Here is a 19,989-nt window from a genome sequence, read left to right as displayed (position 1 = left end):
CACCATGGCGGCGATCGCATGGCTGAACGGCACGCTGGCCGAGGCGCAGGCACTGGCGCGGGCGCGGCAGCGTCCGCTGTTCCTGTACTGGGGCGCGGCGTGGTGCCCGCCGTGCAATCGCGTGAAGTCGGACATCTTCGCGCGCGACGAGTTCGTGGCGCGCTCGGCCTCGGTGCTGTGCTATCACCTTGACGGCGACAGCGCCGGCGCGCAGGCGTTGGCGGCACAGTACCGGCTGCGCAGCTATCCGACGCTGGTGCTGTTCGCGCCGGACGGCGGCGAAATCACGCGCCTGCCGTGCGAGCTCGATGGCGAGCTGTTCGTTGCCGCCTTCGATACCGCGCTGGCCGCGCACCAGGCGGGCTCATCGGCTGCGGCCGCCCTGGACGCGGCCCTGTCCGGCGCGCGCGTGCTGAGCGACGCGGAATGGTCGCTGCTGAGCCACTATTCATGGGACACCGACGAAGGCCAGTTGCTGGGCACGCGCGCGCTGGCGCCGACCTTGTCCGCGCTGGCGGCCGCCGCGCCGGCCGACGCCGCTGCGCGGCTGGGCCTGTTGGCGCAACTGGCCTGCGGCGCCGGCGATGCCGCCGCCGTGCTGGCCGTGCTGGCCGACGCCCGCGCAGCGCGCGCCAACCTCGACATCTTCAACAACAGCGGCCTGCAACTGGTGAAGCTCGCCAGCCGCCGCGAGGAACTGGCCGCCGCGCTGGGCGGTGTGGCGGCGCAGTGGGCCGAGGATTTCTGGCTCGGCGCGCCGGACCGCCTGATGGCCCTGCGCCTGCAAATGCGCATGGCGCGCCTGCTGGCGCCGTCGCAGGGCTTGCAGGAACAGGTGCGGGCGCGGGTGGACGAGGCGCTGGCCGCATCCAGCGATCCGTATGAACGCCACACGCTGGTCAACACGGCGGTGAGCGCCCTGAACGATGCTGGCTTGCCGGCGCAGGCCGAGCAGGTGCTGCTGGCCGAGTTGCCGCGTTCGCATTCGCCGTACTACTTCATGCTGAGCCTGGCCGCGGCGGCCAAGCGCCGCAACGATGTGGCCGGTGTGCTGGCATGGTATGGCAAGGCATGGCAGGCCTCGACAGGCCCGGCGACGCGCATCCAGTGGGGCGTGACCTACCTGAACAGCCTGATCGACCTGGCGCCGCAAGACGCCGCCGCCATCGGGCAAGCGGCGGCGGGCCTGCTGGCCGACATCGGCGCCGCCGGCGACGATGCGCACCAGCAGCGCAACCTCGGCCAGCTGCAAAAACTCGCGCCGAAACGCGCCAGCCTGCCTGAGCCGCTGAGCGCTGTCGTACCGGCGTAGGCCGGTACCCAATGTCCCGGCGCCAGCGTCAACTCAGATTGGATACCGGCCTGCGCCGGCATGATTAGCGGCGCTGGAACTCGGCGCCATCCTTCCACTTCGGCGTGTCCTTGGCCTGCGCGGCCTGATAACCGGCCTGGAATAGCAGATTGAGGTCCTCCACCGCGCCGCCGGTGTTCCAGTTGGCTTGCACCACATCGTTCACGGTGTGGTACTGGTTGGCGATGTAATGCATGGTCTTGGCGGCGCTGCTGCGCAAATAAATCGTCGGCACGCCGGCGCGCGCGAACTCCAGCTGGTCGCCGCGATAATAGCTGCCGTTGTTATCGGCCTTGACCACGCGTCCCTGCCTGGCCGCCAGCGCCGTCACAATCTCGTCCGCGCTGGACTTGCCCATGCCGCTCAGGTCGACCTCGCGCGTGCGGCCCCACAGGTTCAAGCCATTGATGTTGATGTTGAGGACCGTCCTGGCGATCGGATACAGCGGATGGCGCACATAATATTGCGCGCCCAGCAGGCCGCGCTCCTCCGCCGTGGTGGCCACGAACAAAATGGTGCGCTTGGGCGCCACCGGCAATTCCTTGTAAGCCCTGGCGATTTGCAGCAAGGCCGCCACACCGCTGGCGTTGTCCACCGCGCCGTGGAAGATTTGCTGCGTGCGCGGCCCCGGCAGGGTTTCGTCGATGCCGAAATGGTCCCAGTGCGCGCTGTACACCACCACCTCGTTCTTCAGCTGCGGATCGGAACCGGGAATGCGTCCCACCACGTTGTGCGACACCAGCTCGCGCGTGGCGTTCACGGTGCTCAGGCTGAGTTTGATGCCCAGCGGGATGGGCTTGAAGTCGCGTGAGGCGGCGCGCTGTTTCAGGGTCTTGAAATCCAGCCCGGCCGCCTGCAACAGCTCGCAGGCGCGCTCGTGTTGCAGCCAGCCGGCGATGGCCGGCAGGTAGGGCTCGGGCGTCTTGCTCTTCAGGGCGAAGTTTTCGCGGCCCCAGCCATTGAGCACGGTCTCGTAGGGATAGCCGGCCGCCTTGGTCTCGTGCACGATCAGCGCCGCCGCCGCGCCCAGCCTGGCGGCGATTTCAAATTTGTAGTTCCAGCGCCCGTACCAGCTCACCGCCGGGCCGGCGAAGGCCTTGGGATCGGGCAGCGGCGGATCGTTGATCAGCATCACCAGGGTCTTGCCCTTGAGGTCGGCGCCCTTGTAATCGTCCCACTTGAATTCGGGCGCCTGCACGCCGTAGCCGACAAACACCAGCTCGGAATCGTTGACCTCCACCGTCGGCTGCGCGCGCGCGGTCCAGGCCACGTAATCGTCGCCGAATTTCAGCTGCTTGCCGCCATAGCTGAGGGTGGGATGGCTGGAGATGCCCACCAGCGGCACCGCCTGTAAATAGCTGCCGTCGGGGTTGCCCGGCTCCAGCCCCAGCTTTTTGAACTGCTGTTGCAGGTAATCGATGGTCAGCGCCTCGCCCTGGGTGCCCGGCGCGCGGCCCTCGAACTCGTCCGAGGCCAGCGTGCCGATCTGCTCCAGCAGCGTCGCGCCGTCGATCCGCGGCAATGCCGCGGCCTGCGCCGGGCACGCGCAAGACGCCAATAGCGCTGTCAACAGGAGCGATTTCATATGGACACAGAATTGTTAATAATAAGCCACCATTCTGACACATTTTGTTTCCTATGGACACTGCTGAGTTCACTGAATAGATCGGATTTATGGATGGGTTTAAGTGGATAATTGCGCTTTTTAATCTGAATTTTTAATACTAAGATGACTCCATCGCATTCCTCTTCAAGGAGCATCAAAATGAACACCAAAGCCATCCTCGCCGCCGCCCTGTTGGCCGCCGCCGGCGGCAGCTTCGCCGCCGACAGCTATGAAGCCGCCTACGACCAGGCCATCCTCAGCAACAAAAGCACCAGCACCCTGACCCGCGAACAAGTCAAGGCCGAAGTCATCGCCGCCCGCAAGGCCGGCCTGCTGGACATCAACGACGCCTATCCGGACCCGTTCTTCAACGCGCCGCGCGCCAAAACCGCCGAGGTGAAAGCCCAGCTGGCCGCCAGGCAGAACAAGGACAGCGCCACGCGCTGAGCCGCAACTAGTACTACTACTAGTTTCAAATAAACCACAGCGGCGCCCATGCGGCCCGCTTTGGTTGTATGCTGGTTTCTAAAAGACAATACGGAGACCAGCATCATGAATAAATTGTCCTTTCAGCAGAAGCTGTGGGTACCCCTGATTTGCAGCCTGCTGTGCATCACCGCGATTTTTGTGTTCGAGACCATCCAGACCCGCAACGTGCGGCTGGAAGAGCGCAAGAACGATTTGCGCGACGTCGACGACCTGGCGCTCAACATCGTCAAGCAATTTGGCGACAAGGCCGCGGCCGGCACGCTGAGCAAGGAAGACGCGCAAAAGCAGGCCATGGACGCCATCCGCGCCCTGCGCTACGCCAAGGACGGCTACTTCACCATCAGCAGCGGCACCCTGTCGGTGATGCACCCGATCAAGCCGGAGAACAACGGCAAGGATCTGGTGGACCTGAAAGATCCCAAGGGCACCTACGTCTACCGCGCGATCGCCGCCACCGCCGCCTTGCCCGAGGGCGGCGGCTTCGTCAGCTATTACTGGTCGCGGCCGGGCTCGAACGAGCCGGTGCCCAAGCTGAGCCGGGTGGTGCGCTACGAACCGTGGAACTGGGCCCTGACCACCGGCGTCTACATCGATGACATCGACGACGCCTTCCGTGCCGCGCTGCTGAAGTCGGCCGGCTGGTTGGCGGCCGTGTGCGCGCTGCTGTGGGTGATCGTCAGCTACGTCAACAAGAGCCTGCGCCACACCATCGGCGGCGATCCGGAATACGTGAGCGAGATCACGCGGCAGATCGCCGACGGCGATCTCAGCGTCGATATCCGCACCCACGCCTCGGACACCGGCAGCATCCTGCGCTCGGTGAAGACCATGCAGCAGCGCCTGGCCGAAACCATCGGCGAAATCCGTCACAGCGCCGAGACCATCGCCACCGCCTCGACCGAAATCGCCACCGGCAACCTGGACTTGTCGGCCCGCACCGAATCGCAGGCCAGCTCGCTGGAAGAGACGGCCGCCTCGATGGAGCAGCTGACCTCGACCGTGACCCAGAACGCCGACAACGCCGTGCAGGCCAACCAGCTGGTGCAGTCGGCCTCGGAAGTGGCCGAGCGCGGCGGCAAGGTGGTGTCGCAGGTGGTGCAGACGATGGAGACCATCAACGCCTCCGCCACGCGGATCGTCGACATCATCAGCGTGATCGACGGCATCGCCTTCCAGACCAACATCCTGGCGCTGAACGCGGCGGTGGAAGCGGCGCGCGCGGGCGAGCAGGGCCGTGGCTTCGCGGTAGTGGCGAGCGAGGTGCGCAACCTGGCGCAGCGCTCGGCGGCGGCGGCCAAGGAAATCAAGGAACTGATCAACGCCTCGGTGGACAGCATCGGCGCCGGCAGCGTGCTGGTGGCGGAGGCCGGCACCACCATGGACCAAGTGGTGGCCAGCGTCTCGCGCGTGACCCAGATCATGCTGTCGATCACGGACGCGTCGAGCGAGCAGAGCACGGGCATCGGCCACGTCAACATGGCGATCACGGAGATGGATTCGGTGACGCAGCAAAACGCCGCGCTGGTGGAGCAGGCCGCCGCCGCGGCCGGCAGCATGCAGGAACAGGCGGCCACGCTGGCGGCGCTGGTGGCGCGCTTCAAGCTGGGCAGTGAACCGCCAGCCGCGCCGCGCGCCCGCGCCAGCGGCCGCCAGGTGGCGCTGGCGCGCTGAAATCCGGGGTCAGGTCCTCCATTTCAACACGACCTCTGCCGTAGCTGCGCTTACGGCAGAGGTCGTGTTGAAATGGAGGACCTGACCCCGGAGTGTTATTTGGTGTCGGCCGGCACGGTTTCGACCACGGCGGCCTCGTAGACGAACTTGTTGCCGTCCGGGCGGAACACGCCCATCAGTTCGCCGCCGTCGCCTTTCACATCGGGATATTGGGTGCAGGTCTGCGTTTCGACCTGCCACATCTCGGCGCCGGCGCGCAGGGTCCACACATTGTCGCCGCCGGACAGCAGTTCGATCTCCACGTCCTCGGCCGGCATCTCGGTCAGCTCGACGCGGCGGATGCAGTCGGGCAGGCGCTGCATGATCAACTCGACCCGGCTCTCGCTACTCCAGAAATGCTTCTGCGCCCGGTGGATGGTCAGCGCGTGGTTGCCGACCGGGCCGTCGGCGTAGTAGGACGCGGAATCGTCCACGCACGCGGCCAGCAGCAAGGGCGTCAGAAGGATCAGGGTGTTGCGCATTGGGCTTTCCAGGATGGGCTATCGATTTGGTAACATTATAGCCGTCCCGCGCGCCTCGCCCGTCTTGAAGAACCCCACCACCTCGGCCAGCGCCGCCGCCTGATCCTGCATGCTTTGCGAGGCCGCCGCCGCCTGTTCCACCAGCGCCGCGTTCTGCTGCGTCACCTCGTCCATCTGGGTGATGGCCTGGTTGATCTGCTCGATGCCGCTGGTCTGCTCGCTGCTGGCGGAGGTGATCTCGCCCATGATGTCGGTCACGCGCTGGATGCTGGCGACGATGTCGCCCATGGTCCTGCCGGCCTCGTTGACCAGGCGCGAGCCGTCCTCCACATTGGCCACCGAAGCGTCGATCAGCTCCTTGATCTCGCGCGCGGCGGACGAGCTGCGCTGGGCCAGGTTGCGCACCTCGGACGCCACCACCGCGAAGCCGCGGCCCTGCTCGCCGGCGCGCGCCGCTTCCACCGCCGCGTTCAGCGCCAGGATATTGGTCTGGAACGCGATGCCGTCGATCACGCCGATGATGTCGACGATCCGGCGCGACGATTCGTTGATGCTGCCCATGGTCCGCACCGCCTGCGAGACGATGACGCCGCCCTTGCTGGCCACCTCGGAGGCGGTGCGCGCCAGCGTGTCGGCCTGGCGCGCGTTGTCGGCGTTCTGCTTGACGGTGGAGGTCAGCTCCTCCATCGACGAGGCGGTCTGCTCCAGCGAACTGGCCTGGTGCTCGGTGCGCGATGACAGGTCCATATTGCCGGCCGCGATCTCGCTCGACGCGGTGGAAATGGTGTCCGTGCCTTGCAGCACCCGGCCCACCACCTTGAGCAGGCTGTCGTTCATGGCCTTGAGCGCGTTCAGCAGGCGCCCGGTTTCATCGCCGGAGTGCACCTCGATGTGCGACGACAGGTCGCCGGCCGCCACCGTCTCGGCCACCGCCACCGCCTCGTTCAGCGGCACCGTGATCGAGCGCGTGATGTACCAGGCCACGCCGCCGCCCAGCGCCAGCGCCAGCAGGCCCAGCACGGTCATGGTCAGTTGCGCGTTGCCCAGCGTGGCCTCGGCGTCGGCGCCGGCCTGGCGCGCCTGTTCGGTTTCGTAGGCCAGGATCTCGTCCAGCACCGCCAGCACGCCGTTCAGGCTGGGCGCCGCCACTTGCGTCAGCTGGGTGGTGGCGTCCTGGATCTCGCCATCCTTGCGCAGTTCGATGACCTTGTTGTTTTCGGCCGCGCCTTTCTTGAGCAAGTCGTCCAGCTTGGCCAGCATGGCTTTTTCCTTGTCGGCGGTGGCCATGTCGGCCAGGACCTTGCGGGCATCGGCATAACGCTTGCGCGCCTCGGCGATGCGGTCCAGCTCCGCGTTCATTTGCGGCGTGCCGGGCACCACCACGATGTTGGTCAGCGACAGCGTGATGTTGCGGACGTTGTCCACCATCTTGTTCGCCGCCTGCATCTTGACGTTCTTGTCGGCGATGATGTCGTGGGTGCGGTTGCCGATGTGGCGCATGGCGCTGAGGCCCAGTATCACGGTTGCGACCAGCAACACCAGCACGATGCCGAAGCCAACGCCAAGACGGGTTCCGATTTTAAGATGAGCGAGGGACATGGCAGCCTTTCTGTACACGTGGAGCGGACCTCGATTGTTCCCGAATCCGCTCATCCGTGCCAGTGCGACACCGCCATTGTAGCGGTGGAGCAACGTCAGAAGCGGTAGCCCACGCCCACGGCCAGCATCAGGGGATCGATTTTCACGCGGCTGGCCTTGGCGCCGCCGATCAGCACGTCGCTGCGGATCTGGACCTTCTTGAGGTCGAAGTTGAGCGACCAGTGCTGATCGATCGCCACGTCGGCGCCCGTTTGCAGCGCCAGGCCGAAGCTGTCGTGTTCCAGGCTGCCCGCGCCGTTCAGCAGCCGGTTCTGCGAGAAGGTGGTGTAGTTCAGGCCCGCGCCCACGTACGGACGGAACCGCGCGTCCGGCAGGAAGTGGTACTGCGCCAGCAGCGTCGGCGGCAGATGCCTGACGGTGCCGATCTTGGCACCATCCAGCGACACGTCATGCTTCTGCGGATAGGTCAGCACCAGCTCCGCCGCGATGTGCTTTGTGAAGAAATAGGAGACGTCCAGCTCCGGGATGGTCTTGCTGCTGACGCTGAGGCGGTCCGAGGCGCCGGCGCCGCCCACCGGATCGGATTTGTCGGCCGGATCGAGATGCACGGCGCGCACGCGCACCAGCCATGGGTTGTCTTCCGCTTGCGCGGCGCCGCTGATCAGGGCCAGCACGGCCAATACTGCTGCTACAGGCTTCTTCATTTGCTTCCTCTTGTCGTCGTTAAATAACGTGAGAAAGTCTATTGATGCGGTGCGGCAAAAACCTTGATCCAAGTCAAAAATTTCCAAAACCTAAAAAGTGGTAGTATGACCAGCGGTCGATTTGGGCAAACTACAAACAGGAGATCGCATGGGCAAGCTGACCGTCAACGGCGTCGTGAGGGAATATGAGGCGGAGGACGATACGCCGCTGCTGTGGGTGATCCGCGAGCAGCTGGGACTCACCGGCACCAAGTACGGCTGCGGCGTGGCGCAATGCGGCGCCTGCACCGTGCACATCGATGGCCAGCCGATCCGCAGCTGCGTCTATCCCGCGTCCGCCGTCACCGCCACGCAAAAGATCACCACCATCGAGGGCTTGTCGAAAGACGGCTCGCATCCCATCCAGAAAGCCTGGGCCGCGTTGGACGTGCCGCAGTGCGGCTTCTGCCAGTCCGGCATGATCATGGCCGCCGCCGCGCTGATCCGCGAAAAGCCCAAATGCACCGACGCCGATATCGACGCGGCCATGACCAACATCTGCCGATGCGGCACCTACAACCGCGTGCGCAAGGCCATCCACGTGGCGGTACGCGGCGGCGATCCCGCCACGGCGGGCCTGGCGATTGAACGCATCGAAGGGAGCAAAGCATGACCGCGCGCCGCAGCTTCCTTAAAGCCGTTGGCGGCCTGGTGGTCGCCTTCCACATTCCATTCGACGCCACCGCCGCCGAGGCCACGCCGGAAGTCAACGCCTGGGTGGTGGTGAAGCCGGACGACACCATCGTGATCCGCATCGCCCGTTCCGAGATGGGGCAGGGCACGCTGACCGGCCTGGCGCAGCTGGTGGCGGAAGAACTGGACGCCGACTGGAGCAAGGTCACCACCGAATATCCAACGCCCGGCCAGAACCTGGCGCGCAAGCGCGTGTGGGGTTCATTCTCCACCGGCGGTAGCCGCGGTGTGCGCGAATCGCACGACTACGTGCGCAAGGGCGGCGCCATCGCCCGCACCGTGCTGGTCCAGGCGGCGGCCGATGCGTGGCAGGTGCCGGCGTCCGAATGCGCGGCATCGGCCAGCGTCATCACACACAAGCCGAGCGGCCGCACCATCAGCTACGGCAAGGTGGCCGCCGCCGCCGCCAAACTGACCCCGCCCACCGACGTGGCGCTGAAAGATCCGAAAGACTGGAAACTGGCCGGCAAGCGCCTCGCGCGTCTGGACACGGTCGACAAAACCACCGGCGCGCAAATCTACGGCATGGACCTCAAGATGCCCGGCATGCTGAACGCCGCCATCAAGGACTGCCCGGTATTTGGCGGCACCGTGAAGAGCTTCGACGCATCGATGATCGAGAAGCGCCCCGGCATCAGGAAAGTCTTCAAGCTGGGCGACAGCGCCGTGGTGGTGGTGGCCGATACCTGGTGGCGCGCCAAGTCCGCGCTGGAAGCCTTACCGATCGAATGGGACAAGGGCGCCAACGCCAAACTGTCGCAGAAGGACGTCAACGCCACCCTGAAGGCCGCGCTGGACGCGCCGGATGCGGTGGTGGGCAACGCCAACGGCGACGCCAAGGCCGCCATCCAGTCGGCCGCGCGCAAGATCGAGGCGGTGTACTCCTTCCCGTGGCAGAACCACGCCACCATGGAGACCATGAATGCCACCGCAGTCTGGACGCCGGAGCGTTGCGAAGTCTGGACGCCGACGCAGAACGGCGAGGCCGCGCTGGCCGCCACCGCCGAAGCGGCGGGCCTGCCGCCGGCCAAGTGCGAAGTCTACAAACTGCATCTGGGCGGCGGCTTTGGCCGTCGCGGCGCCACGCACGACTGGGTGACGCAGGTGGTGAAGATCGCCAGGGAGATGCCCGGCACGCCGGTGAAGCTGATCTGGTCGCGCGAAGAAGACATGCTGCACGGCCGCTACCATCCCATCACCCAGTGCAAGCTGACGGCGGGGCTGGACGCCAAGGGCAACGTCACCGGCCTGCACATGCGCATTGCCGGGCAGTCGATCCTGGCGTCGCTGGGCTCCACCCTCAAGGATGGCAAGGACCCGGTGGTGTTCCAGGGCCTGAACGCGCCGGGACCGGAAGCGTCCATCGGCTACAGCTTCCCCAACCTGCTGGTGGACCATGCGATGCGCAATCCGCCGGTGCCTGCGGGCTTCTGGCGCGGCGTGAACCTGAACCAGAACACGATCTACCTCGAATGCTTCATGGACGAACTGGCCCACGCGACCAAACAGGACCCGCTGGCCTTCCGCCGCAAGCTGATGGCCGACCATCCGAAACACTTGGCGGTGCTGAACGCGGTGGCGGAGAAGGCCGGCTGGGGCAAGCCGGCGCCGAAGGGCGTGTATCGCGGGCTGGCGCAGACCATGGGCTTCGGCAGCTACGTGGCCGCGTGTGCCGAAGTGTCGGTGGACCGCAAGACCGGCAAGGTGAAAATCCACCGCATCGTCGCCGCCACCGATCCGGGTTACGCCGTGAACCCGCAGCAGATCGAGGCGCAGGTGGAGGGATCGTTTGTGTACGGCCTGTCCGCCGCGCTGTACGGCGAATGCACGCTCAAGGATGGGCAGATGGAGCAGCAGAACTTCGACACCTACCAGGTGCTCAAGCTGGAAGAGATGCCGAAAGTGGAGTCCATCATCATGCCGTCCGGCGGCTTCTGGGGCGGAGTGGGCGAGCCGACGATTGCGGTGGCCGCACCGGCCGTGCTGAACGCCATCTTCGCCGCCACCGGGAAACGCGTGCGCGATCTGCCGTTGAAAAACACCAGCTTGGTGAAGAAGGCCTAGCAATGAAGCCGCGGCGGCGCAGTGGCATGGCAAGGGTCCTCGCCCTCGCTGCGCTGCTGCCCGCCGCCACCGCTCTCGCCACGCCCGTACTGGCGACCGACGGCGCCGCATCACCCCCGCCCGGCGCAGCCCCGGGCGACCCCGCGCGCGGCCGCGCCATCGTCGCCAACCGCCAACTGAGCCTCTGCCTGCTGTGCCACACCGGCCCCATTCCTGAGGATCGCTTCCAAGGCAACCTTGCCCCCGACCTGCGCGGCGTCGGCCAACGCTGGACCGCCGACCAACTACGCCAGCGCATCATGGACGCCAGCCAGTTCAACCCCTCCACCATCATGCCCGCGTACCACAAAACCGCAGGCCTGAACCGCGTGGCCGCCACGTACAAAGACAAAACCATCCTCACCACCCAGCAAATCGAAGACGTGGTGGCCTGGCTGCAAACCCTCAGGGAGCCCACACCATGAAGCGCCGCGACCTGATCGCAGCGGGCACCTTGCTGGCGCTGGTCCGTCCCACCTCCGCCACACCGGCGGACATGGCGGCCGCCATCAACACCTTCACCGGCGGCGCCAAACCGCACACCGGCAAAGTCCAATTCGACATCGCCCAACTGATCGACAACGGCAACGCCGTCCCCGTCACCATCGCGGTCGACAGCCCGGCCGAGCAGGTGCGCGCCATCGCCATCTTCACCGAGCGCAACCCGCAAACCGAAGTGGCCGTATTCACACTCAGCCCACGCAGCGGCAAAGCCGAAGTCTCCACCCGCATCCGCCTCGCTACCTCGCAGCGCCTGATGGCCGTGGCGCGCATGAGCGACGGCAGCTACTGGGCGCACGGCGTCGACGTCATCGTCGCACTGGCCGCGTGCATCGAAGGCGAGGCCCCCTGATGGCACGCGCCCTGATCCACATGCCCGCCAGCGCCAGGCGCGGCGACATCATCGAAATCCGCGCCCTGATCGGCCACCCGATGGAAACCGGCTACCGTGTCGGCGCGGACGGCAAACTGCTGGCGCGCGACATCATCCGCACATTCGAATGCCGCTACAACGGCGAAACCGTCTTCGGCGCCGAACTGCACCAAGCCATCTCCGCCAACCCCTACATTGCCTTCTTCACCGTGGCGACCGAAAGCGGCACACTGGAATGCAAATGGGACGGCGACAACGGCTTCACCCACACCGAAAAAATGACCATCACGGTGAGCGCATCATGAAAGCCATGCTGGCCCTCATGATGATCGCCGCATCGGCGCTGGCCGCCGACGAACGCCGTTCCGGCGCCGACTTCATGAGCCCCGCCACGCAAGCGATGCAGCGCGACGACACCCAAAACCCGGCCATGCTGTGGATCAGCAACGGCGAAGCGCAATGGAACACCGCCGCCGGCGGCAGCGGCAAATCCTGCGCCAGCTGCCACGGCGACGCCAAGAACAGCATGCGCGGCGTAGCCGCCCGCTTCCCGGCCTTCCACCGAGACCGGACCATCAACCTCAGCCAACGCATCAACATCTGCCGCGAACGCAAACAGCAAGCCACGCCATGGCGCGCCGAAAGCGAAGAACTGCTCGGCATGGAAGCCTACGTCGCCATGCAATCGCGCGGCATGCCGGTAACACCGCCGCAAGACCAAGACACCCGCGCCAGCGCCGCACGCGGCCAGCAACTCTACTTCCAGCGCATAGGACAACTCAACCTCTCCTGCGCCCAATGCCATGACCAGCAAGCGGGCAAGCGCCTTGGCGGCAGCACCATCCCGCAAGCGCATGCCAGCGCCTACCCGATCTACCGGCTCGAATGGCAAGCGATGGGATCACTGCAACGCCGCCTGCGCAACTGCATGAGCGGCGTGCGCGCCGAAGTGCCGCCCTACGGCGCACAGGAACTGATAGAACTGGAAGCCTGGCTCGCCGTGCGCGACCAAGGCATGAAAATCGAAACGCCCGGAGTACGACCCTGAGGAGGCCGCCATGCCGCCGAATACCACCGCGTTGATCGCCCTTGCCTTGCTAGCCGCAGTCAATGCGCCCACCGCCGCCGCCGCGCAGGCCATCCCGTCCGCCGCCGCGTCAGCCATCGCCCCCGCCATCGCTATCACACCCGTCATCGCCCCCGCCGCGCGCCTCGCCGCCACCTGCGCCGCCTGCCACGGCACGGCAGGCGACACGCGCGGCGGCACGCTGCCCCGCCTTGCCGGCCAATCGCAGCAAGCCCTGACGGCCAGCCTGCAAGCCTTCAAAACCGGCAAGCGCGAATCGACCATCATGAGCCAGATTGCCAAAGGCTACACCGACGAACAGATCGCACAACTGGCGGCGTACTTCGCCGCGCAGAAGTAAGGAGGCCAGCATGCAACGCCGTCAATTCCTGCAAGCCGCCGGTGCCAGCGCACTGCTGGCCGGATGCGCCACCATCACCGGCCAGGCCAAAACCCACGTCGTCGTCATCGGCGGCGGCTACGGCGGCGCCACCGCCGCGCGCTACGTGCGCCTGTGGAGCGACAACGCCATCGACGTCACCCTGATCGAACCCAGCGCCAGCTTCATCTCCTGCCCGCTGTCCAACCTCGTACTGGGCGGCTCGCGCCAGATCGCCGACCTGACCATGCCGCGCACCGCGCTGGCCGAAAAACACGGCATCCGCATCCTGCGCGACACCGTCACCAGCATCGACGCCAACAAACGCACGCTGGCGCTGGCCGGCGGCCAGACCCTGAACTACGACCGCCTGATCGTCTCCCCCGGCATCGACTTCATGTGGGACCAGCTGCCCGGCATGCTCAAACCCGGTGCCCAGGACAACATCCTGCACGCCTGGAAAGCCGGCCCGCAAACCACCGCCCTGCGCGCGCAACTGCAAGCCATGCCGGACGGCGGCACTTACGCCATGACCATCCCGCCGGCGCCATACCGCTGCCCGCCCGGCCCGTACGAACGCGCCTCGCAAATCGCCTTCTACTTCAGCCGCCACAAACCGAAATCCAAAGTCCTGATCCTGGACGCCAACGACGACGTGGTCTCCAAAGGCCCGCTGTTCAAGAAAATCTGGAAAGAGCGCTACAGCGGCATCATCGAATACCGCCCATCGTTCCGCACCGCCGACGTGGACGCGGCCAACCGCACCGCCATCTCCGAACTGGGCGACCAGGTGCAAGCCGATGTCCTCAACATCATCCCGCCCCAGCGCGCCGGCGCCATCGCCGTGCAAACGGGCCTGGCCAACGCCAACGGCCGCTGGTGCGGCGTCGACTTCCTCAGCTTTGAATCGACGCAGATGAAAAACATCCACGTCCTTGGCGACGCCATCGCCGTGGCGCCGCTGATGCCCAAGTCCGCCCACATGGCCAACCAGCACGCCAAAGTGTGCGCGGCGGCCGTGGTAGACCTGCTGGCCGGCCGCGCGCCCTACGCGCACCCCATGCTGACCAATACCTGCTACAGCTTCGTCTCCGACCACGACGTCATCCACGTCGCCTCCGTCCACGCCTACGACGCGGACAAGAAAACCCTGCTGGTGGTGCCAGGCTCCGGCGGCTTGTCGGCCAACGCCAGCGCGCTGGAAGGGGAATATGCGATGAACTGGGCCCGCAACATCTGGGCCGACACGTTGGGCTAGCGGTAGCGCGCCATGATCTGATCGATGACGCCATCCTTGATCAGCGCATCGATCGCGCGGCTCACCTCATCGAACGGAATCGCCGACTTCTGCGAGAACGCGCATTGCGCCTTGTACGACGAAAACACCAGATCCGCGCGCACCTTCAACTCCGGATTAAGGCGGTGCTGATAATTCAGCGTGGCCTCGCTGATCATCGTGTACGGCACCTTGCCGGCCACCATCTGCTGGATATTCTGATCCATATTGGCGGCATCCACGCGCTTGAAGCGATGGCCCAGCACCTGCTGCACGCGCGGATAGCGGTAGCCGGCCACCGTGCCCACCGGCTTGTCCTTCAAATCCTTGAGCGAGCGCAGATGCGGCATATCGCTGCGGGCGGCGATCATCTCGGCGTCCGGCAGCATGGGCGGGCTCCAGTTGTAATCGCCATCGATCCAGAACGGCAGCAGATAGCACATGGCGTCGGCGCGGCCGCTGCTCAGCGCCGGCGTGACGTCCGGCGTATCGGCATTCAGATACACCGCGCGCCGGCCCAGGCGCTGGGCCAGCACATCGCCCATATCCTTGACGATGCCGCCGCTGATGGCGCCATTCTGGAAGCGCACGATCGGCATGGCCTGATCGACCGGCGCCAGCATGACCAGCTCTCCCGTCCCGGCGAAAGCGCAGGCGGACGTCATCCAGGCGGCGAGCGGGAAAGGGCGGAATCGGGTCGGCATGCCCCATTATAGCCCGTGGCATGACGGCCCTTGCCCGGGTGAGCTTGCTTTTCGGCAAACGGGCGCTGGCATCTTGGCAAACATTCTAGACTGCGCCCAAATACCTCTATCCAGGAGCCCATCATGAAACACACACTGGCAGCCGTATTTGAAACCCGCGCCGAGGCCACCATCGCCAGGGATGAACTGATCCACAATGGCTACGATGCTGATAGCATCGAGATCCACGATTCCGGCAGCGTGGCCGGCACCGCCCGCATCAACGACGATGCCTCCATCCTCGGCAACGTCAAGCAAATGTTCAGCCAATTGATCGGCAAGGACCACGCCGACCGCCACGTCTACGCCGAAGCGCTCAACCGCGGCCACACCGTGCTGGCGGTGCACACCACCACGCTGGAAGCGGCCGAGCGCGCGGCGGACATCATCGACGACTTCAACCCGATCGACATCGACGACCACGAAACCATGTGGCGCGCCAGCGGCTGGGGCGCGGAAGCCTTACAGGGCGGGGCGCGCATGCAGCAGACCAGCAGCGGCGCCCAGCAGACCGCGCCCGAGCAGCACGGCATCCGTCCGCGCGAGGACGCGGTGGTGTTCGCGCGCGCCGAACAGGTGGCCACGCCGGGATCGCAGCAGCGCGGCGACCTGAAGGCCGTGGCGCCGGCGGCGGCGGACGCGGTGGCCGACATCCAGAGCACCATCCAGCGCAGCGGCATGCGCATCTACCCGCGCAACGAGCCGAACCAGGACACCCTCAACATCCTGCGCGGGAACGACGACGACGCCGACGACGAATACTTCCGCACGCACTGGGAGAAAACCCTGTCCTACACCGGCGGCACCTACCAGGAATACGACCCGGCCTACCGCTACGGCGAATCGATGGCGGGCAACCCCGGCTACAAGGACAAGCCGTTCGGCGAAGTGGAGTCCGAACTGCGCGTGACCTGGGAGGATCGACACCCGCAATCGAGCTGGGACAAGTTCAAGGAAGCGGTACGGCATGGGTGGGAGCGCATCACGAAGTAACTGTGTTTTGTCGCACACAGCTTTCCGGTTTTGATGAAAGATAATTTGTCGTTGATGCCGGAGTGTTGGCCATGACGGTATCGACACCAGAAAATTCTTCAAGTATCATCAATACTCCTGCGCTGCCTAGGCATCAGGCTTAAGTCCTTGAAAGAGGCCTTTGCATCTGGAGATTGCAATCCCTTGCAACGACATTTTGAGCCCTACTTCGGTAGGGCTCTTTGCTTTCTGGGGAATCACAGGGCTCATGTGAACTTAGGTATCACGGCGCGGTCCAACCTATGGTTGTTCGATAATCGATGGATCAAGGTGTCATACGGATATTGAACCTGAGGGTTAGACCAGTGAAGCTTTAGGGATCGCCTCAACATGAAGCTTGTTCTATTCGAGTACACATGCAAATGCTGCGGCAATTTTTATAAAGCGCCGCAAATTAATCCCTATGCATATGGTGAGTTCTTGCTGCGCAAGCGGAACTCGCCTACGCTTCGCTATTTGGATGCGCTTAATACTCCTGCTTATGCGGAGGTCGCTGATGAGTTGCGGGTAAATGAATACACCAGAGCTTTAGACGATATCACCCGAGCAGACGTGCTTCAAATAATTTTTGGTTCTGCTGCCTGTGACCCGGATGTTGATGGTGAACCGTTTGAATTAGGGCTCTTACCTTGTTGTACCGATTGCGGGGAAACGGTGTCGATATCTTGGCAGATCACCGATCCGATTGAGTTCGTCGAAAAGGACCTTATTCCAGCAACCTTCTCTGGTTGGCTAAATCTTACTGGAAGAGATCGTAAGAAAAAAGTGTTGGCGGTCTTGACGAGATTAAGCAGATTCGCACCGACACGTGGCCGGCGCGAAGAAATATGACATCCATAAGAAGGCTGATCAACAGGGCGGTTTGATTCCTATTCGAGATTTCTTATAGCTCAAACGGAGGCTTTTTTTATCTGTATAGGGGAATCAGTTCTGCTCCTGTAGAGCGATCCGTTGCACGTCGCAAGCGCTGGCGTCGTTCATGCCGTGAGGATAAAGCTATCTTCACCAGATCTGGATCTAAAAAATCCTGCTCCCCGAAACACTTGGCGGCTGTACTGCCGAATGCCTTCATCATATTCCTGACCTCTTGAACTTTTGCTTCTGACTTAGTGTCATACCGTCGCTGGTTTTTGCGCATGATTTCCTCCAATCGTAAGACAGAAAACTGACGCAACCGATATTTTGATCGCCTATTTTGGACATCTCATCTGCCGTTGAGTTCACTATTTTTAGACGTGTTTGCGAACGCGAGGAAGAGGATGTTGGCTAGGGCGGGTGCTCTAACTGGCTCTACTTGCTCCTTGCTGTTGTGATGCCAACTGATGAGAGTTAGCTATGAAAGCATTATCAAGTTCGGGCAGTTCGGTGTCTCAATCTTTAAAATAACGCGAGTACCATGTTCAAGAACGGCATGCGCCCTATACATCCCGGAGAGATCCTCTGGGAGGACTACATCGAACCTACGGGGACCAGCGTACGCGCCGTGGCACTAGTACTGCACATTCCTTATTCGCACCTGAGCGAGATCGTTAAAGGTCGCCGTGGCATGACCGCAGATACAGCCCTGCGTCTTGAACGATATTTCGGTAACGAAGCTCAATGCTGGCTAAATCTCCAAACTGCGTATGACCTTCGCATGGCGGAGACTTTGGTGGGTAAGACAAAAGCGATGAAAGTGCAAATTACGGGAGAAGCCAATAACGCAGAGAGCGGCATCAACGCACGGCGTCGTCGAGCTGGAGGCGGCCGACGCCTCTCCAGCGCCAGACACTACTCCCTGAGCAAGTCGCACACGCTCTTGGCGATCACCGACGCCAGGCGCACCGGCACCGCGTTGCCCAGCTGACGCATGATTTCCGACCACGTCCCGTCGAACAGGAAGGTGTCCGGGAAGGTTTGAATGCGGGCCGACTCGCGCACCGTGAAGTAGCGAACCGATCCATCCACCCGCCGCAGCATGTTCTCGCCGCCAGGCACACCGTGGTCGCCCGCCTTCAACGCCTTCGCCGGCTCGTCCAGGGGACTGCCGGTGTGGCCGGGATAGGTGCGTGCGCCGGGCTGGAAGCGATGCGCCTGCACCTTGCCGGGGAAGCGCTCCGGGTCCGGCAGATCGCAAATCGCATCGCGAACAGTGCGCCACGCGAGCAGATTGCCACCGTAATCCATGTCGATCAAGGCACCGATCTTCTTCTCGATGCCGGCCGGCTTGGCGGGCCGGTGCCGGGTCGCCACCTTGTGCCGGTCCCAATACTCGTTCGAGCCCCATTGCGAGAGCAGCAGCGCATCGCTGCTATGCGTCTCGGCGGGCGCCTCCCACACCTTGCCTTGGTCCGCGCGGAAGCCCACAAAGAACACGCGCATGCGCTTCTGCGGCACGCCGTAGTTCGCCGCGTTCACCAGCTTGAAGGTGACGTTGTACTCGCTGACGGTGCCAAGCTTTTGCTTCCACTTGCGCAAGCGCGCAAGATGATTGCCCCATTGCTCCTTCGGCTTGGCGACCAGCGACGGAAACTCCAGCTGCAACAAAATATAGTCGAAATAGTCGGCGAAGGCGGCCCGCGTCAAACCCTGCACGTTCTCGAAGACGAAGGCGCGCGGACGGGTCTCGCGGACGGCGCGTATCGCCTGCGGGAACATGTCGCGCTCGTCCAGGAAGCCGCCGTGCTTGCCGCCCATGGAGAACGGCTGGCAGGGAGGCCCGCCGGTGATCAGGTCCACACCCTCGAAGGCGTCGTACTTGAAATGCTTGACGTCGCCCTCCGTCACGTCCGGCCAATGGCTGACCGGATCGACCAAGTTCAGCTTGTTGTGGCGGATGGTGTTGCACGCATGCGAGTTCCACTCGACCACGGCACGGTGCTGCACGTCGTTGCCCGAAAATCCCAGCGCCAGTCCACCCGCCCCGGCGAACAGCTCGATGGACGTCAGGCTGCGTGAAGCCGCCGCGACGGGTTCTTCGTGCAGCGCGGAGGTGAGAGGGGACTTGTACATGGTTTTTAACGATCGGACTTAATCAATGCGGCACCAACCAGGCGAGGCGCTGAGCGGGCTTGCGGCAGTATAAAGCAATGCCTCACTCTAACCAACTCAAGCGCCAGATCGTATGTGATTCTTCTGCGGTTTATACAGCTTCCAATGAAGTTTGGTTTTCTGTTGCCAAAATGCTCTTGAATAATTTGTGGTCGCTCCGATTCTAGGTGGATAGACGGATTGGAGGATACGCTAATGGTTGACTCCCTGGACCCAGCGGCGCGCAGCGCCGTGATGTCGCGCGTGAGGGGGAAAGACACCCGTCCCGAAATGATCGTGCGCAAGCTGGTGTTCGCCGCCGGCTACCGCTATCGTCTGCATGTTCGGACTCTGCCAGGATCGCCGGATCTGGTTTTTCCGTCGCGCCGGAAAGTCATCTTCGTTCATGGCTGTTTCTGGCACCGCCATGAGAATTGCAGCTTGGCGCGCATACCCAAGTCCCGCGTCGAGTTCTGGACCGAAAAGCTCAACGGGAATAGGGCGCGGGACGAGCGTGCCTTCCAGGCGTTAGCGCAAGCAGGTTGGGAAGTGCTTGTGCTCTGGGAGTGCGAACTTCGTGAACGCCAACAGTTGGCGCAAAAGCTGCAATCGTTCCTCGGCCCTGTCGGTGTGGCTCGCCTATCAATTCTCAACAAAAACGGAGTACCTGATGCAGAAACGCTGGCGACCAAGACCATCGCTAAGTAGTCGCCCCTGAACAATCCCATACGGCCTGATTCTAAAGGCGAAACACGCGAAAAACACTGCTGAGATTTGCAAGGTATCGGTAAAATGGTGGCAATTCCTTGCAAATTTTCGAGGGTTGAATGGGAC

Annotated in this window: 22 protein-coding genes; 15 read left to right on the top strand and 7 right to left on the bottom strand. The window is 63.8% G+C overall.

Going from position 1 to position 19,989, the window contains the following annotated elements; all coding sequences use genetic code 11:
• Positions 1-4: 4 nt before the first annotated feature.
• Positions 5-1,312, top strand: coding sequence for a thioredoxin family protein (locus GM676_RS20590; protein WP_155465764.1), 1,308 nt, complete (start codon positions 5-7; stop codon positions 1,310-1,312).
• 64 nt (positions 1,313-1,376) lie between these two features.
• Here the strand turns inward: GM676_RS20590 and GM676_RS20585 are convergent, their stop codons facing one another.
• Positions 1,377-2,873 carry a M20/M25/M40 family metallo-hydrolase gene (locus tag GM676_RS20585; RefSeq protein ID WP_229262793.1) on the bottom strand — a complete coding sequence of 499 codons (1,497 nt, stop codon included), beginning with the start codon at positions 2,871-2,873 and terminating at the stop codon, positions 1,377-1,379.
• Between the two features lie 243 nt (positions 2,874-3,116).
• On the opposite strand from GM676_RS20585, the gene GM676_RS20580 reads away from it, so the two are divergent.
• Together GM676_RS20580 and GM676_RS20575 are read left to right on the top strand one after the other, a co-directional pair.
• Positions 3,117-3,404, top strand: a complete 288-nt coding sequence (locus GM676_RS20580) for a DUF4148 domain-containing protein (protein ID WP_170304332.1) — start codon at positions 3,117-3,119, stop codon at positions 3,402-3,404.
• A gap of 105 nt (positions 3,405-3,509) precedes the next feature.
• Positions 3,510-5,117: a methyl-accepting chemotaxis protein gene (locus tag GM676_RS20575; RefSeq protein WP_155465761.1), complete on the top strand. Its 1,608-nt coding sequence runs from the start codon at positions 3,510-3,512 to the stop codon at positions 5,115-5,117.
• Between the two features lie 95 nt (positions 5,118-5,212).
• On the opposite strand, the gene GM676_RS20570 is transcribed toward GM676_RS20575, so the two are convergent.
• The 3 genes from GM676_RS20570 to GM676_RS20560 form a co-directional block, all read right to left on the bottom strand.
• The gene (locus GM676_RS20570) at positions 5,213-5,638 is read right to left on the bottom strand and encodes a hypothetical protein (protein ID WP_155465760.1); all 426 of its coding nucleotides are present in this window, start codon (positions 5,636-5,638) and stop codon (positions 5,213-5,215) included.
• An 18-nt stretch (positions 5,639-5,656) separates the two neighbouring features.
• The gene (locus GM676_RS20565) at positions 5,657-7,237 is read right to left on the bottom strand and encodes a methyl-accepting chemotaxis protein (protein WP_155465759.1); all 1,581 of its coding nucleotides are present in this window, start codon (positions 7,235-7,237) and stop codon (positions 5,657-5,659) included.
• A 95-nt stretch (positions 7,238-7,332) separates the two neighbouring features.
• Positions 7,333-7,941 (bottom strand): OmpW/AlkL family protein, encoded by a 609-nt coding sequence (locus tag GM676_RS20560; protein ID WP_155465758.1) that lies wholly within the window; start codon positions 7,939-7,941, stop codon positions 7,333-7,335.
• A 148-nt stretch (positions 7,942-8,089) separates the two neighbouring features.
• On the opposite strand from GM676_RS20560, the gene GM676_RS20555 reads away from it, so the two are divergent.
• Genes GM676_RS20555 through GM676_RS20520 form a run of 8 tightly spaced genes read left to right on the top strand, consistent with a single transcriptional unit; the run spans position 8,090 to position 14,353 of the window.
• Positions 8,090-8,593 (top strand): (2Fe-2S)-binding protein, encoded by a 504-nt coding sequence (locus GM676_RS20555; RefSeq protein ID WP_155465757.1) that lies wholly within the window; start codon positions 8,090-8,092, stop codon positions 8,591-8,593.
• Entirely contained in the window at positions 8,590-10,737 is a 2,148-nt protein-coding gene (locus tag GM676_RS20550; RefSeq protein WP_155465756.1) for a xanthine dehydrogenase family protein molybdopterin-binding subunit, read from the top strand. Before GM676_RS20555 ends, GM676_RS20550 begins: the two co-directional genes overlap by 4 nt.
• 26 nt (positions 10,738-10,763) lie before the next feature.
• On the top strand, positions 10,764-11,201 hold the full coding sequence (gene soxX / locus GM676_RS20545) for a sulfur oxidation c-type cytochrome SoxX (protein WP_155465755.1): 438 nt from the start codon (positions 10,764-10,766) through the stop codon (positions 11,199-11,201).
• Positions 11,198-11,629: a SoxY-related AACIE arm protein gene (locus GM676_RS20540; protein WP_155465754.1), complete on the top strand. Its 432-nt coding sequence runs from the start codon at positions 11,198-11,200 to the stop codon at positions 11,627-11,629. Before soxX ends, GM676_RS20540 begins: the two co-directional genes overlap by 4 nt.
• A complete protein-coding gene (soxZ, locus tag GM676_RS20535; RefSeq protein ID WP_155465753.1) occupies positions 11,629-11,955 on the top strand; it encodes a thiosulfate oxidation carrier complex protein SoxZ in 327 nt (108 codons plus the stop codon). Before GM676_RS20540 ends, soxZ begins: the two co-directional genes overlap by 1 nt.
• Positions 11,952-12,698: a sulfur oxidation c-type cytochrome SoxA gene (gene soxA / locus GM676_RS20530; RefSeq protein WP_170304331.1), complete on the top strand. Its 747-nt coding sequence runs from the start codon at positions 11,952-11,954 to the stop codon at positions 12,696-12,698. Before soxZ ends, soxA begins: the two co-directional genes overlap by 4 nt.
• Before the next feature lie 10 nt (positions 12,699-12,708).
• Entirely contained in the window at positions 12,709-13,077 is a 369-nt protein-coding gene (locus tag GM676_RS20525; protein WP_155465751.1) for a c-type cytochrome, read from the top strand.
• A gap of 10 nt (positions 13,078-13,087) precedes the next feature.
• Positions 13,088-14,353, top strand: a complete 1,266-nt coding sequence (locus GM676_RS20520; protein ID WP_155465750.1) for an NAD(P)/FAD-dependent oxidoreductase — start codon at positions 13,088-13,090, stop codon at positions 14,351-14,353.
• Here GM676_RS20520 and GM676_RS20515 read toward each other — a convergent pair.
• On the bottom strand, positions 14,350-15,075 hold the full coding sequence (locus GM676_RS20515) for a substrate-binding periplasmic protein (protein ID WP_155465749.1): 726 nt from the start codon (positions 15,073-15,075) through the stop codon (positions 14,350-14,352). The genes GM676_RS20520 and GM676_RS20515 overlap by 4 nt on opposite strands.
• Before the next feature lie 123 nt (positions 15,076-15,198).
• On the opposite strand from GM676_RS20515, the gene GM676_RS20510 reads away from it, so the two are divergent.
• Positions 15,199-16,107 (top strand): hypothetical protein, encoded by a 909-nt coding sequence (locus GM676_RS20510; protein WP_155465748.1) that lies wholly within the window; start codon positions 15,199-15,201, stop codon positions 16,105-16,107.
• A 369-nt stretch (positions 16,108-16,476) separates the two neighbouring features.
• The gene (locus GM676_RS20505) at positions 16,477-16,977 is read left to right on the top strand and encodes a hypothetical protein (RefSeq protein ID WP_155465747.1); all 501 of its coding nucleotides are present in this window, start codon (positions 16,477-16,479) and stop codon (positions 16,975-16,977) included.
• Positions 16,978-17,053: 76 nt separating this feature from the next.
• On the opposite strand, the gene GM676_RS20500 is transcribed toward GM676_RS20505, so the two are convergent.
• Positions 17,054-17,284, bottom strand: coding sequence for a hypothetical protein (locus tag GM676_RS20500; RefSeq protein WP_155465746.1), 231 nt, complete (start codon positions 17,282-17,284; stop codon positions 17,054-17,056).
• A 258-nt stretch (positions 17,285-17,542) separates the two neighbouring features.
• Here GM676_RS20500 and GM676_RS32815 point away from each other — a divergent pair, with 258 nt between their 5' ends.
• On the top strand, positions 17,543-17,992 hold the full coding sequence (locus GM676_RS32815) for a HigA family addiction module antitoxin (RefSeq protein WP_155465745.1): 450 nt from the start codon (positions 17,543-17,545) through the stop codon (positions 17,990-17,992).
• On the opposite strand, the gene GM676_RS20490 is transcribed toward GM676_RS32815, so the two are convergent.
• Positions 17,917-19,137, bottom strand: a complete 1,221-nt coding sequence (locus tag GM676_RS20490) for a DNA cytosine methyltransferase (RefSeq protein WP_229262792.1) — start codon at positions 19,135-19,137, stop codon at positions 17,917-17,919. The two genes, GM676_RS32815 and GM676_RS20490, sit on opposite strands and share 76 nt — an antisense overlap.
• Before the next feature lie 234 nt (positions 19,138-19,371).
• Between GM676_RS20490 and GM676_RS20485 the strand changes: the two genes are divergently transcribed.
• A complete protein-coding gene (locus GM676_RS20485) occupies positions 19,372-19,863 on the top strand; it encodes a very short patch repair endonuclease (protein WP_155465744.1) in 492 nt (163 codons plus the stop codon).
• Positions 19,864-19,989 lie beyond the last annotated feature (126 nt).

Source organism: Duganella radicis, from assembly GCF_009720825.1.
In the GTDB taxonomy this organism is placed as follows: Bacteria; Pseudomonadota; Gammaproteobacteria; order Burkholderiales; family Burkholderiaceae_D; genus Rugamonas; species Rugamonas radicis.
The sequence above is the reverse complement of the archived record's forward strand: the minus strand, read 5'-3'. Positions and strand labels throughout refer to the sequence as shown.

Coding starts and splice junctions, on each gene's coding strand:
- GM676_RS20505 (WP_155465747.1), top strand. CDS start 16,477: ATGAAGCTTGTTCTATTCGAGTACACATGCAAATGCTGCGGCAATTTT.
- GM676_RS20510 (WP_155465748.1), top strand. CDS start 15,199: ATGAAACACACACTGGCAGCCGTATTTGAAACCCGCGCCGAGGCCACC.
- GM676_RS20555 (WP_155465757.1), top strand. CDS start 8,090: ATGGGCAAGCTGACCGTCAACGGCGTCGTGAGGGAATATGAGGCGGAG.
- soxZ (WP_155465753.1), top strand. CDS start 11,629: ATGGCACGCGCCCTGATCCACATGCCCGCCAGCGCCAGGCGCGGCGAC.
- GM676_RS20575 (WP_155465761.1), top strand. CDS start 3,510: ATGAATAAATTGTCCTTTCAGCAGAAGCTGTGGGTACCCCTGATTTGC.
- GM676_RS20520 (WP_155465750.1), top strand. CDS start 13,088: ATGCAACGCCGTCAATTCCTGCAAGCCGCCGGTGCCAGCGCACTGCTG.
- GM676_RS20485 (WP_155465744.1), top strand. CDS start 19,372: ATGGTTGACTCCCTGGACCCAGCGGCGCGCAGCGCCGTGATGTCGCGC.
- GM676_RS20570 (WP_155465760.1), bottom strand. CDS start 5,638: ATGCGCAACACCCTGATCCTTCTGACGCCCTTGCTGCTGGCCGCGTGC.
- GM676_RS20550 (WP_155465756.1), top strand. CDS start 8,590: ATGACCGCGCGCCGCAGCTTCCTTAAAGCCGTTGGCGGCCTGGTGGTC.
- GM676_RS20560 (WP_155465758.1), bottom strand. CDS start 7,941: ATGAAGAAGCCTGTAGCAGCAGTATTGGCCGTGCTGGCCCTGATCAGC.
- GM676_RS20500 (WP_155465746.1), bottom strand. CDS start 17,284: ATGCGCAAAAACCAGCGACGGTATGACACTAAGTCAGAAGCAAAAGTT.
- GM676_RS20515 (WP_155465749.1), bottom strand. CDS start 15,075: ATGCCGACCCGATTCCGCCCTTTCCCGCTCGCCGCCTGGATGACGTCC.
- GM676_RS32815 (WP_155465745.1), top strand. CDS start 17,543: ATGTTCAAGAACGGCATGCGCCCTATACATCCCGGAGAGATCCTCTGG.
- soxA (WP_170304331.1), top strand. CDS start 11,952: ATGAAAGCCATGCTGGCCCTCATGATGATCGCCGCATCGGCGCTGGCC.
- GM676_RS20565 (WP_155465759.1), bottom strand. CDS start 7,237: ATGTCCCTCGCTCATCTTAAAATCGGAACCCGTCTTGGCGTTGGCTTC.
- soxX (WP_155465755.1), top strand. CDS start 10,764: ATGGCAAGGGTCCTCGCCCTCGCTGCGCTGCTGCCCGCCGCCACCGCT.
- GM676_RS20580 (WP_170304332.1), top strand. CDS start 3,117: ATGAACACCAAAGCCATCCTCGCCGCCGCCCTGTTGGCCGCCGCCGGC.
- GM676_RS20490 (WP_229262792.1), bottom strand. CDS start 19,137: ATGTACAAGTCCCCTCTCACCTCCGCGCTGCACGAAGAACCCGTCGCG.
- GM676_RS20590 (WP_155465764.1), top strand. CDS start 5: ATGGCGGCGATCGCATGGCTGAACGGCACGCTGGCCGAGGCGCAGGCA.
- GM676_RS20540 (WP_155465754.1), top strand. CDS start 11,198: ATGAAGCGCCGCGACCTGATCGCAGCGGGCACCTTGCTGGCGCTGGTC.
- GM676_RS20525 (WP_155465751.1), top strand. CDS start 12,709: ATGCCGCCGAATACCACCGCGTTGATCGCCCTTGCCTTGCTAGCCGCA.